This window comes from Mesobacillus persicus (genome assembly GCF_900109925.1).
GTDB classification, from domain to species: Bacteria; Bacillota; Bacilli; order Bacillales; family Cytobacillaceae; genus Mesobacillus_B; species Mesobacillus_B persicus.
The window spans coordinates 178,227-190,928 of the sequence record NZ_FOBW01000002.1; the positions used below are offsets into that span (position 1 = coordinate 178,227).

Below are 12,702 nucleotides of genomic sequence, written 5' to 3' on the forward strand. Positions count from 1 at the left end.
TTCTCCACCCCGTGGTTATTCTACAAATTCAAACTCATATTTCAGGATGCGAACGGTATCCCCATCCTTCGCACCGCGTTCACGAAGAGCATCATCAATTCCCATACCACGCATTTGACGAGCAAATTTCCTAGTCGATTCCTCGCTCGCGAAGTTCGTCATCTTAAAGAGTTTCTCAATGGTGTCACCAGAAATAATAAAGGTTCCATCAGGATCTCTAGTAATTTTAAACTTATCCGTGTCTTCCTCATGTCGATAAACAACACGGTTAATTCCTGGATTTTCTTCGACTTCTTCCAGTAAAGGAAACTCAGGTGTTTTCTCGATTGTGTCTGCAATTGCAAATATCAGATCACGCAAGCCTTCCCTTGTAAAAGCAGAAATCGGGAACACTGGAAAATCGTCTGTTAACTTTTCTTTAAAAGCAGCAAGATTTTCTGCCGCTTCTGGCATGTCCATTTTATTGGCAACAATAATTTGCGGACGTTCCGTCAAGCGAAGATTATACTGCTCAAGCTCTTTATTGATGACTAGATAATCCTCGTATGGATCGCGTCCTTCAACGGCTGCCATATCAATCACATGAACAATGACTCGTGTTCTTTCGATATGTCTCAAGAACTGATGTCCTAGTCCGACACCTGAGTGCGCTCCTTCAATCAGCCCTGGCAAATCAGCCATAACAAAGCTTCTAGCATCTTCCGTTTCAACCATTCCTAAGTTTGGAACAATCGTTGTGAAATGATATTCAGCTATTTTAGGACGAGCAGCTGAAACAACCGACAACAATGTTGATTTTCCTACGCTTGGGAAGCCGACAAGGCCTACATCAGCGAGTAGTTTCAACTCAAGGACTACATCTCTTTCTTGTCCTGGCTCGCCGTTTTCCGATAGCTCTGGTGCTGGATTGGCAGGTGTAGCAAAGCGGCTATTGCCTCGTCCACCGCGACCACCCTTGGCAATGACAGCCCGTTGACCATGTTCGGTTAAGTCTGCAATGACCTCTCCTGTTTCAGCATCGGATACAATCGTACCCGGTGGAACCTTGACGATCATGTCTTGAGCTCCTCTACCGTGCTGGTTCTTCGACATCCCATGTTCACCACGTGGTGCCTTGAAATGACGCTTATAACGGAAATCCATTAGTGTGCGCAAGCCTTCTTCAACCTCAAAAATGACATTGGCTCCGCGGCCGCCATCGCCACCAGCTGGTCCTCCGTTTGGTACATATTTCTCACGACGGAAAGCAACTATTCCGTTACCACCGTCTCCACCTTTAACATAAACCTTTACCTGATCGACAAACATTGTATTTAATAACCACCTGTCTTGAATGAATTTGATTTTACATGGTTAGGTTAGTTTTCAGTATTATCATACCCGTTCAGCAGCAATCGTAAAAACCTCGAATGAGATTTCCTCATCCGTTACCGCCGTCGCACGGACGGACATTGTTGAATTTAACGGTTTTTCCAAAAACTGAATGATATTCGATGTATTGATTAGTATTCCGCTGAAATCAAAAAAGAAACGGGTTTCTTCTTCATCAGCTTGAATCATGACCGAAAGATGATTTTCCTGAAATTTTTCAACCGAAGCATCTAAAATCTCAAATAGTTCATTCGTCCAGTTGGCAAGCACCTTGTCATCAAGATGTTGAATGGTAGATGATTTATTTACCTCATAGTCAAGCCGAAAATAGTGTTGATCCCAGTTGCAGGTTAATTGCGCAGAGGCAAACTGTGGGAGATTCAGATTCGTAAGCTGGGCTTCCTGCCTAGCCTCGACAATGATTTCCCCAATGATTTCTTTCACCCTGTCCACTTTATTTAAAGACAAATTGCCTTGAATCAATTGTAGTCGATTGAGCCAATCATGGCGTGCATGCTTTAATACCTCAAGGGTATCCCACTCTTTTTTCATAAAAATACTCCTAATCATAGAAAACTGTCTTTTGTAAGTATAACAAAAAAGATGGAAAAGGTAAGCAAAATCGTTTTAAAAGGAGGGAATTAGAAGTGTAAGTTTGCAAAAGGCTGTTTTAAAGACATTGTTGATTGGAGCTCCAGGCGCTTGACTCCTGCGGGAGCAGCGGGACAGGTGAGACCCCACAGGAGCGCAGCGACGAGGAGGCTCACCGCACGCCCCGCGGAAAGCAAGCGCCTGGAGCGGAAATCAACAACCCCTTTAACACATCCATAAAAAAGAAAACCCTAACCGAATCGGCTAGGGTTTTCCACGTTTACTTAAGCTTCTTGAGCTGTTGGGTAAACACTTACTTGCTTTTTGTCACGGCCAAGACGTTCGAACTTAACAACGCCATCAACCTTAGCGAATAGTGTATCGTCGCCACCTTTACCCACGTTTACACCTGGGTAAATTTTTGTACCGCGTTGACGGTAAAGGATAGATCCACCAGAAACGAATTGACCGTCTGCACGCTTAGCACCAAGGCGCTTTGCATGAGAGTCACGTCCGTTCTTTGTAGAACCTACTCCCTTTTTGGAAGCGAACAATTGAAGATCCAATTTCAATAACATGTATTCCACCTCCTACTTTTTGAAGGTAATTTTTATGTGTTCTCGATATTCTTCCTCAATCGTCTGCAATGAGACAACCATTCCCTCGAGAAGAAGTTGTACTTTCTCATTTATACTCTCCGGAAGTTTTTCCGGTAGGGTACAGCGGAGAAAGCCGTCCTCATCATGACCAATCTCAGGAGTGACACCGGTTAAGGCATGCACCGCATTGATGGCCCCGACGGATACAGCGGATACGCCTGCACAGACGATATCTTGACCCCGTTCGGCGAAAAATGCATGGCCGCTAATAGCAAAAGATTGAATGGCACCGGATTGTGTACGATAAATCACAGCGTCAATCATTGATAGCCAACCTTAAGCGTTGATTTTTTCAATAACAACTTTAGTGTATGGCTGACGATGACCTTGCTTTTTACGGTAGTTTTTCTTCGCTTTGAATTTGAAAACGATGATTTTCTTTTGACGGCCTTGTTTTTCAACTTTAGCCGAAACAGAAGCACCCTCAACAACTGGGCTTCCTACCTTCACGTCTTCTCCACCTACGAATAAAACTTTGTCAAAAGTAACTGTTTCACCAGCTTCAGCGTTAAGCTTTTCGATGTAGATTGCTTGTCCTTCTTCTACACGGATTTGCTTGCCGCCAGTTTCGATAATTGCGTACATTCCACTGCACCTCCTCTTAGACTCAGACTCGCCATCCGCAGGCGTTTGCTAAACTGCAAATCTTATACCTGGTCTGTGCGGTTGTAGCACGGGTGCGCTACAAACATAACATGAAAATACTATCATAGGATTATATCTCTGTCAATCCTAATCTGCTTTTCTGTTAATCCTGTTCCTAACTTTAACATACATCTTTGAACGTGAGAATACCCAACTGATGGAAACCTAAATTATTTTTTTACCTTAGCAGAAATCTCTGCGACAGTGCCAAGTTGACGGATGCTGTAGTCCGGCTTGGCCGAATCTAGTTGACTAAAATAGATCTTCAGTCCAACGGCTTCTTCGATTCTTAACCGATGAACATCACTTTCCCCCGAAAATACACTTGAAACTTCATCCGTAGCTGCGATTAAAACCGCATCATAATCAGATTGACGATGCTCCCAAAGTTCCCGTTCAAGTCGGAAAGCCATTGTTTCGGCACTCAACACTTTTCCGGTACCACTACAAACTGTGCAATGTGTAGTCAACGCTTCCGAAATGGTTACTTTCTTTTTTTGCCTCGTTAGCTGTAAAATTCCTAGCTCAGTGAAACCAGCAATTCTTGTTTGCCTTCCATCTCCGGCGAGTGCACCCTCAAGTACCTTCGTGACACTTACTCGATCAGCTGGATCTTTCATATCAATAAAATCAATGAGCACCATCCCGCCAAGATCCCGAAGGCGGAGCTGGCGAGCAATTTCCGCAGCCGCAAGCTTATTGGTTGCGACAACTGTATCTCTTAGATCATTTTTACCTGAAAATCTTCCAGTGTTAACATCTATTATGGTCAGTGCCTCGGCCTCATCAAATATTAAATACGCGCCATTATCGAGCCAAACCACTCTTTTTAACGCTCTTTCAATCTCTTTTTCAACCCCATAAACAGAAAAAATATTTTCTGGACTTTGATGATAACGTATCTCGTTGTCGCCTAGATTTGCTTGGAGCCTTTTCTTTAGAGCTTGGCCATCAACAATCACTTCCGCTTTTTGCAACTGCTCCATCATTGTCATTAGCTCTTCGTAAAAGAAATCCTTTGCAACCACTAGACCAGGCTTTTTCTTGTTTTTTATTTGTTGCAATAACTCTTGGTACTGCTCTCGTAGTTGCTCGAGCTCAGCTTTAATATTTTCTTCACTTTGGTTCACTGAGGACGTCCGAAAGATCAAACCTTCCTCATCTGTTTTGATTTGTTGACCATATTCCCGCCACTTTTTCTTCATCTCGCTATCGGCGATTTTTTTCGATACGGCGGTATACTTCCCTGAAGGCATATAAACGATATGGTCTCCGTGGAGCTCAATGATAGCTGTCAGCCTAGCTCCCTTCGTACCTGCAGCATCCTTTTCGACCTGAACAAGCAATTTCTCCCCTTGATGAAGATAGCTGGAAATGCCTCGCTTACTCTTCTCTTCCTTGCTCCGTGGGTCAAGTACATAGGATGGGAGCTTATCACGAAATAGAAAGCCGCTTTTATCCTCACCAAAGTTCACGAAAGCCGCATTCATGCCTGGAACCACTTTTTCGACAACACCAAAAAAAATACTACCCACCAACGATTGTTGACCCGGCTGTTCTATGTAAAGACGTTCTAGCTTCTCATTTTTGAGAAGTGCAAACCGCTTTTCTCTTGTTAAATGATTGATAATTAATCTTTCCACAACTAACTTCCTCGCTCTTTTAAAATATCCTCTGTTAAACAAGTAGGGTTGATTTCCGCTCCAGGCGCTTGCTTTCCGCGGGGCGGGCGCTGAGCCTCCTCGTCGCTGCGCTCCTGTGGGGTCTCACCTGTCCCGCTGCTCCCGCAGGAGTCAAGCGCCTTCCGCTCCAATCAACGGTTAACAAAATAATCAATGTCCTTTAACAGAACTTTAAAATAAAATAGACAGGGATCACATCCCTGCCTTTGTATTATCCTCTTTTATAGATTAAAAATGCAAATTCGAGCTAGTACGGAATCACTAGGTCCCCCATCTTGGCTTGGAGGTTTTTTTCGGCAAAATAAGCATGTAAAAGTTCATTTTCATCAAGGGAAGCTTCCTTCCCGTTCTTTTGCTTTACGATGACTCGATGCTTACATCCGCGTTGAAAGCGTTCAAGTACGGCTGCTAATTCCTCCTCTTCGGTCACTTTTATGGGCAGGAGCGAGCGGAACTCTCCTTGATTGCCATAATAGCGTTCCATGAGAAAACGAATAAACACGTAGCGACGCTGCTTCCATTCATAAAATAGGGAAAACGCTAGAAAACCAACGATAATCAAGACATTTAATGTAAACGGACCGACAACTAGCATCATAAAAGCAAACACGAGAAGCACAGCCCCTGAAAAGATTATCGTTTGCAAATGGGCTAGTGGAAAAGCTCTGCGGAAGCTTAGTAGCAAAAAGATAAGCTTCCCCCCATCAAGCGGCCATACAGGAAGAAGGTTAAACAATAACACCATCATATTAAAATCGAAAAACCGAGCATACCAATATTCAGGAACAATCCCCATCGCATAAAGACCATATGCTAGCGCACCCATCCAGACATGCTGCAAAGGTCCTGCGAGCACAACGACGGTCTCCTCATAAAGGGATCGGTTTCCATGTTCATCCATCTCTGCTACCCCACCAAACGGCAGCAGCGAAATCCTCTTAATTCTCCACGAAAAAAAAGAAGCTGCCGCTGCATGTCCCATCTCATGAATAAAAATGATTAGCAGCAATAAAGACAGCTCGATAAAATGGGCGGTGACGATTGCAACAGCAACGACCACCCAAAGCAGCGGATGAATATGGATTTTTTTCAAAAGGCTTAAGGCTTTATTCAAACTTGATCACCCCAATGGGATCAATAAAGTCATCGCCTTTTTTAATGGCAAAATAAAAGGAGCCTTTCTCTTCACTTGCAGCTGGCGATGCTTTGCCGACTGCAGCCCCTTGGCTAATGTACTCATAGACATTCACATCGAAATCAGCTAGATTTCCATACCATGATTCACTTTTGTCCGCATGCTGGATGATGACTGTTTTACCGAACCCTTCTTTCGTGCCAACAAACCGAACCAATCCCTCATTCATTGCCTGGACCATGGCTCCCTTGCCTGTTTCAATCGTGATTCGCTGACCATTATCACCAAAGTCCTCTAAAATCCTTCCTGAAGCCGGAAGAGCATAATGAGTGTTGCCGGTGTTGGTATCAGCGATGTTCTCCCGTTCGTTGATTGGCAGGAGCGCGAGTGGCTTACCAAATTGATCTTCATACCAATTTGAGACAGCAGCAAATTGAAATTCCGTTTCCATTGTCGTTTTCACGAATTGTTTCACCGGCGCTACCCGTTCCACTTCACTGCGGAAAAGGATGGCCACAATTAGTACGACACAAGCAGAAGCAAGAATTTTAAATATGAATACTTCCTTCTTGAATAACGGATGGTTTCCATCACCAGGCTCTATGTCATAGGATGGAAGCTTATCAAATCCATAAAGCTCTTCCGTCTCAGGCAACTTTCGAGCTGGAACTTGGGTTCGCTTGTCAACAACCCGATCCCGCTCCCTTTTACGTTTCGCAATTCTTTTCCGGATATCATCTGCTCTTGACCCCATGTTACCCCCACCATTCCTTTATTGGACAGTTTGTACACTATATGAGGACGGAGGGACAAGTATGCTAAATTGATAAGAGATTTTAAGTTAATGTTTAATTACTTTAATAGATTTATATTAGTATCTTTGGAAACGTACACATTGGTGGCCTATCTTACTCTGGTTCCTCACACTTAGGGCACCAATCGGCTTTGTTGGTGACCTTTCTTCCTCTGGCTCTTCCCACTTAGGGCACCAATCGGCCTTGTTGGTGACCTTTCTTCCTCTGGCTTTTCCTACTTAGGGCACCAATCAGCCTACTTGGTGCCCCATCTTCATCTGTTCCTTTCCATTTAGGGCACCAATAAGACTATAAGTTTCAACTCCCCCATCCTTACACTTATACTGAACAATTTAAAACAACAAAAAACCCCAGAAACAACTCTCCAGGGTTTAATCATTTTAAATCTATAAATAACATTCTTAACGTACACCAAAAAACTTCTTAATCTTTGTAAACATGCCTTTGTCATCTGCGTCCAATTGCTGCAATGGAACAGATTCTCCAAGAATTCTGCGCGCGATGTTACGGTAGGCAAGTGATGCCTTGCTGTTAGGGTTCAAAGCAATTGGCTCTCCGTGGTTGGAAGCTTTAATTACTTCATCATCGTCAGCAACAATTCCGATGAGATCAATCGACAAATGCGTCGTGATTTCATCGACATCAAGCATGTCACCGGATTTCATCATATGACTGCGAATACGGTTAATAACAAGCTTTGGTGGTTCAATGCCTTCTTCTTTTTCAAGAAGTCCAATAATGCGGTCGGCATCACGTACAGCTGAAACTTCAGGCGTTGTGACAACAATCGCCTTATCTGCTCCAGCGATGGCATTTTTATAGCCTTGTTCAATTCCAGCTGGGCAGTCAATAACAATATAATCATAATCTTGCTTAAGATCAGTGATTAATTTTTTCATCTGCTCAGGTTCAACAGCAGTTTTATCTGTCGTCTGTGCTGCCGGCAACAGATACAACTTGTCATCAAAGCGCTTATCTTTAACGAGCGCCTGATGAACCTTACATCTACCTTGAATCACATCTACCAAATCATAGATAATTCGGTTCTCCAACCCCATTACAACGTCTAAATTCCGTAGACCTATATCCGTATCGACTAGACAGACTCTTTTACCTTGAAGGGCCAAAGCTGTCCCAATATTGGCTGAAGTTGTTGTCTTACCGACCCCGCCTTTTCCAGATGTAATTACAATTGCTTCTCCCACTCTAGCGGCCTCCTTCGAATCTAGTTAAATTTGGTCTTTGCTGAATTAAAACTTGTAGTCTATCAACAATAATTTGATGATTTTCGGATATATAAGCACACTCCATAGGTTTGCCTTCTTCATCGGTACCTTGGTCAGGAGCACGATTGATGCAATCGCTAATACGGAGCTGCGACGGTTTCATGATCGATGCGGCAATCACCGCTTCATCGTTCCCAGTACACCCAGCATGGGCGATTCCTTTTAAGGCACCCATGATGAAAATATTTCCACTCGCCTTCACGGTTCCACCCGGGTTGACATCACCAATTAATAGCAAGTCCCCCGTTACTTCAACCACTTGGCCTGAGCGGATCATTCGAGCCAACGAGACAATTTCACCGTCTTGTTTAAGCCGTTCCGCTTCTTCCTTAGTCAACACGTTTGTCTCAACTTCTTCAACAATGAGGTTGCGCTTTTGGCGGATTAAATCCTTTAGCTCCTCTTGTTGTTCATCCGTTAAATAACGGTTTCCAACCTTGACCTTAACAGATAAAAGTTTACTTTCTTCCTGTACGCGGGTCGAGTTGGAGAGTTTGCGATCTAGCTCCTGTTTAAGCTCCTGATATGAGCAAGTATCATCGAGATGGAGTGTTAATCCGTCTTTAGTCCCTTTAATTGTCACATTTTGTGTCTTTTTCATAAAGATGTTCACCTCAATGATAAAAGAAATTCGACATCGACGCCCGAATTCCTTTATTAGAATAGCAGAGGAATGATATTTCTTCCGCAAAGCGCTTCTATGGGCCTTAAGGACGACCTCAAGGCACGCATCCAATCTGCATAGGTCATTATCCCGATATACACGAGATTTTTTTAATCATTCCGTAATTCTTCGGCAAATTTCTCAAATTGTCGTTTAAACGGGTACGCAGCGATTATGATAAAAATAAGATTTAAAATTAAAGTTGGAACAAGGCGAATCTCTGAAAAGCTTGTAAAGTCCAAATCTGTAATATGGATCAACAAGTTCATAAAGTAAACGCTACCCTCAAGAAAAGCAATACTTAGTAAAGATACAAACGAAACAAGAACAATGTTTGTTTGAATCACTTTCATAATCGTTATAAAAAGATAAGTAGCCAGCGGGAACAAGAACAAGTAAATCCCAATAACCTCTGTATAGACCATATCGAAAACTAATCCGAACAAAAATCCATAGATGATGCCATGTTTAACACTTCCATAGATTGCTAAAAAAAAGATGCTAATAATCAAGAAGCGCGGAACAAAGATATAATCTCCATTAAACAAATCCGCAGGGAAAAGCTGCGTAAATAAGCCTTCAAAAATGAACAGAAAAATGAGTAAAAGAGGAATTAAATAACGCTTCACAAATCCTCCCCCTCATTTTCTTCATCATTTTCAATTTGCTCTGGAATCGCCATGCCTCTCGTTAAAATCATCACATGCTCGATATTGTAAAAATCAGCCTCTGGCTTAATATAGGCCGTCTGGTTTAATCCAAACTGATCTGGGACAACTTCAACGACTTTTCCAACCGGTACATCGCCAGGGAAAACGCCACCAAGTCCAGATGTGACGACCATTTGGTCTGGCTCGATTTCGGCATCAACAGGTAATCCTTTTAATAAAAGCCATTCATTTTCTTTATCATAGCCTTCGATGGTTCCGAAAAGCTTTTTATCGCCCTGTAACGCCGCTGAAATCCGATTCGTCGGATCAAGTGCACTTAAAAGTTGAATCGTTGAGGTGAATGGCGTGGTACTTTTTACTTTCCCAATCAATCCCCTCGCTGTCATAACAGCCATATTCTTTTCAACTCCATGTGAGGAGCCTTTATTGACGATAATCATCTCATGCCAGAGTCGGTCAGGACTACGAGAAATAACCGTAGCCTGCATCGGGTCATAATCCCCAATTGAGCCTTCAATTTCGAGGATCTCCGCTAGCTCGGCATTTTCTTTTTCAAGCGAGTATACTTTCGCTTCAAGGCGCGCCATATCTTCAAGATGTTTCTTCAACTCTTTGTTTTCTTCATATGTATTTTGCAAATCTTTCATATTCTCAAAGATGCCAATCACATATTGTGTCGGTGTCGCTACAAGTGACTGAGCAAAACCAGTTGTATCTTTAACAAACTTTTCCGCCCAGCTTAATTCATCCCGCTCCCTAATCGAAAAACCAATCAATGCCACGAGGATAATAATGCTCACAAGCAAAATTATAAGTCGTTTATTCAGAAAGAACTGTGGCATTTTTTACACCTCAAATTTCTATAAAAAAGTAAGATCATTTCATTCGATGCATCAGCGCCTTGTCCAATTTAATGGAACAAGGCGCTAATCCTTTTTTTGATGTTTTGCTTCAGCGGCTAGCGGCTAGTGGAATTCTCCCTACGTTGTTAAACCGGTCGCTTTCGCTTTTCGTTTTATCTAGATTCTTTTGCTCTGTTTTTAAATAAATCAATATTATCTAGTGCTTTACCCGTACCAATCGCAACGCAGTCTAGTGGATCTTCAGCAATAAGAACAGGCATCTTTGTTTCTTCAGCAATGACTTTGTCAAGATTACGAAGCAATGCTCCACCACCTGTTAAAACAATCCCACGGTCCATGATATCAGCCGCAAGTTCTGGTGGTGTGTTTTCAAGGGTTAGTTTTACAGCATCGACAATCGAATAAACGGTATCATGAAGCGCACCTGAAATCTCATCGGCAGTGATTTCGATGGTTTTCGGTAGACCGGTTAACAAGTCGCGGCCACGAATTTCCATGTTTTCAATGCCTTCTGCTTCACCTGCAGCACCAATTTCCATTTTAATCGCTTCGGCTGTGCGCTCACCAATCATCAGATTGTAATTTTTACGAATATAATTGATGATGGCATCATCCATTTCGTCACCGGCAATGCGAATCGATTGAGATGTAACGATTCCTCCAAGGGAAATAATCGCTACTTCCGTCGTACCGCCACCGATATCAACAACCATGCTACCAGTTGGTTCCCATACAGGAAGGTTCGCACCAATCGCTGCAGCAAATGGTTCTTCAATCGTAAAGGCATCACGTGCTCCAGCTTGACGGGTTGCATCAACAACCGCACGTTCTTCAACCGCGGTAATCCCTGATGGCACACAGACCATCACATACGGCTTGCCAGCTAACCAGCCTTTATTCCGGGTTGCTTGCTTAATATAGTACTTCATCATTGTTTCGGTTGTTTCGTAGTCAGCGATGACACCGTCCTTCATTGGGCGGAGGGCAACGACATTTCCTGGTGTTCGGCCAATCATGTTTTCCGCGTCATTCCCGACGGCAACAATCGATTTCGTATCCGTCTGGAACGCCACAACTGACGGCTCCCTAAGGACGATTCCTTTTCCTTTTACATAAATCAGAGTATTAGCGGTCCCTAAGTCGATCCCCAGGTCCCTTGTCCCAATTCCTAGCATAGTTTGTATCTCCCTTTCTCAACAAAATGCATTTAAAACCGGTTATCTATATTCACAGCGATGTCGTTTTATTAGGCCATATTAATGGTATAACAGCTTCATCCTCGTGCAAAAACCATAAGATATATTATAGCGTAACCAAATTTAAAATCCTAGTATCAAACATACCCTTTTTCCTTCAAACTAACATATTTATTATCGCCAATGATCAAGTGATCCAACAAGTCAATTCCCAGCATTTTCCCACATTCAACCAAACGCTTGGTAACTTCAATATCCTCTCGACTTGGTGAACAATCGCCGGAAGATAGCAATAGGTAAGGCTTTGAATTGATCTCCACCTTTTCCCCTGCTCCACACCGTGCATGCAACTTTCATCGCACACGGCATTCCATCGTTTGTATTCTATTTCACTTACCTCAATCTGTTAAATTTAATTAGAATCCCTAATTCCTTTTTAGTCACACAAGAATCCTTGAGATGATTGAGTTGAAATAGTTTAGACGAAACGACTTGAGGCTATTGCTCAGTTTCCATTACAGAAACTTCAACGCTCCTGCCTCTACTCTCACTACCATAAAAGGAAGTTATAGACGAATCCTTTTCTTCCCACCATTTCATCGTGTGTGCACACTCCATGTTGATAGCTTTCCACGTTCCCTTAACTCTATCTATACTTAACTTAGGTGCTAGCTCTTGCCTGGCGCCCTCTCCATCGCCTTTAACGATGCATGGAGCTTTCGAAACCACCATAATTACTCGCCCACGGAACGCACTTGAATTTTCATCAAGTCTACTCATTTCTGAGTAGTCCCACTTGCAGACATTTCGTTCGCTAGTTCGTCAGTGTTTTACCACATTCTCACCATATTAAGTTTTAACGACTCCCGACCTATCAGTTACACCAACTACCTCTAGTTAGCTTTCGGTTACCAATTAGATTGGCACTACGGCAACATTCAGCCGACTTCACCGAGCTTCACACCACATTCTTATACACATTCGAATATCGCATGTCGGAGTATTAGAGCAGGCATTTCAAGGCGTTACCCTATCATTCTACCTATCGAGTTAAGAGTTCACGACTCTCTTACTTGTCAAATTGACGTTCGGACAGCGTGCATAACCTTTTCAGTTATGAACGT

Annotated in this window: 14 protein-coding genes, 1 pseudogene and 1 other annotated feature; all 15 genes and pseudogenes read right to left on the reverse strand. The window is 42.9% G+C overall.

Going from position 1 to position 12,702, the window contains the following annotated elements; genetic code table 11:
- Window positions 1-15 precede the first annotated feature (15 nt).
- The 15 genes and pseudogenes from obgE to BMX30_RS03535 all read right to left on the reverse strand — a co-directional run bounded on the left by obgE (window position 16) and on the right by BMX30_RS03535 (window position 12,358).
- Window positions 16-1,308, reverse strand: a complete 1,293-nt coding sequence (obgE, locus tag BMX30_RS03460; RefSeq protein WP_090741235.1) for a GTPase ObgE — start codon at window positions 1,306-1,308, stop codon at window positions 16-18.
- A gap of 66 nt (window positions 1,309-1,374) precedes the next feature.
- Window positions 1,375-1,923: a Spo0B C-terminal domain-containing protein gene (locus tag BMX30_RS03465; RefSeq protein WP_090741236.1), complete on the reverse strand. Its 549-nt coding sequence runs from the start codon at window positions 1,921-1,923 to the stop codon at window positions 1,375-1,377.
- A 323-nt stretch (window positions 1,924-2,246) separates the two neighbouring features.
- Window positions 2,247-2,540, reverse strand: coding sequence for a 50S ribosomal protein L27 (gene rpmA, locus BMX30_RS03475; RefSeq protein ID WP_090741239.1), 294 nt, complete (start codon window positions 2,538-2,540; stop codon window positions 2,247-2,249).
- Window positions 2,541-2,552: 12 nt separating this feature from the next.
- Window positions 2,553-2,885, reverse strand: coding sequence for a ribosomal-processing cysteine protease Prp (locus tag BMX30_RS03480; RefSeq protein ID WP_090741241.1), 333 nt, complete (start codon window positions 2,883-2,885; stop codon window positions 2,553-2,555).
- A gap of 12 nt (window positions 2,886-2,897) precedes the next feature.
- A complete protein-coding gene (gene rplU / locus BMX30_RS03485) occupies window positions 2,898-3,206 on the reverse strand; it encodes a 50S ribosomal protein L21 (RefSeq protein ID WP_090741242.1) in 309 nt (102 codons plus the stop codon).
- Window positions 3,207-3,220: 14 nt separating this feature from the next.
- Window positions 3,221-3,299, reverse strand: a sequence feature (ribosomal protein L21 leader region).
- A 137-nt stretch (window positions 3,300-3,436) separates the two neighbouring features.
- Entirely contained in the window at window positions 3,437-4,909 is a 1,473-nt protein-coding gene (locus BMX30_RS03490; protein WP_090741244.1) for an Rne/Rng family ribonuclease, read from the reverse strand.
- A 286-nt stretch (window positions 4,910-5,195) separates the two neighbouring features.
- Window positions 5,196-6,062, reverse strand: a complete 867-nt coding sequence (locus tag BMX30_RS03495) for a M50 family metallopeptidase (RefSeq protein WP_090741246.1) — start codon at window positions 6,060-6,062, stop codon at window positions 5,196-5,198.
- Window positions 6,055-6,837, reverse strand: coding sequence for a M23 family metallopeptidase (locus tag BMX30_RS03500; protein ID WP_090741248.1), 783 nt, complete (start codon window positions 6,835-6,837; stop codon window positions 6,055-6,057). The genes BMX30_RS03495 and BMX30_RS03500 overlap by 8 nt, the downstream gene beginning before the upstream one ends.
- A 462-nt stretch (window positions 6,838-7,299) precedes the next feature.
- The gene (gene minD, locus BMX30_RS03505; protein ID WP_090741250.1) at window positions 7,300-8,103 is read right to left on the reverse strand and encodes a septum site-determining protein MinD; all 804 of its coding nucleotides are present in this window, start codon (window positions 8,101-8,103) and stop codon (window positions 7,300-7,302) included.
- Between the two features lies 1 nt (window position 8,104).
- Window positions 8,105-8,785 carry a septum site-determining protein MinC gene (gene minC / locus BMX30_RS03510; protein ID WP_090741251.1) on the reverse strand — a complete coding sequence of 227 codons (681 nt, stop codon included), beginning with the start codon at window positions 8,783-8,785 and terminating at the stop codon, window positions 8,105-8,107.
- A gap of 173 nt (window positions 8,786-8,958) precedes the next feature.
- Complete coding sequence (mreD, locus tag BMX30_RS03515; protein ID WP_090741253.1) at window positions 8,959-9,477, reverse strand: rod shape-determining protein MreD; 519 nt, start codon at window positions 9,475-9,477, stop codon at window positions 8,959-8,961.
- Window positions 9,474-10,361: a rod shape-determining protein MreC gene (mreC, locus tag BMX30_RS03520; protein ID WP_090741255.1), complete on the reverse strand. Its 888-nt coding sequence runs from the start codon at window positions 10,359-10,361 to the stop codon at window positions 9,474-9,476. Before mreC ends, mreD begins: the two co-directional genes overlap by 4 nt.
- A 173-nt stretch (window positions 10,362-10,534) precedes the next feature.
- The gene (locus BMX30_RS03525) at window positions 10,535-11,557 is read right to left on the reverse strand and encodes a rod shape-determining protein (RefSeq protein ID WP_090741257.1); all 1,023 of its coding nucleotides are present in this window, start codon (window positions 11,555-11,557) and stop codon (window positions 10,535-10,537) included.
- A 158-nt stretch (window positions 11,558-11,715) separates the two neighbouring features.
- A pseudogene (locus BMX30_RS03530) lies at window positions 11,716-11,862 on the reverse strand (JAB domain-containing protein); the annotation flags it as partial.
- Window positions 11,863-12,076: 214 nt separating this feature from the next.
- On the reverse strand, window positions 12,077-12,358 hold the full coding sequence (locus BMX30_RS03535) for a hypothetical protein (RefSeq protein WP_244532496.1): 282 nt from the start codon (window positions 12,356-12,358) through the stop codon (window positions 12,077-12,079).
- Window positions 12,359-12,702: the final 344 nt, after the last annotated feature.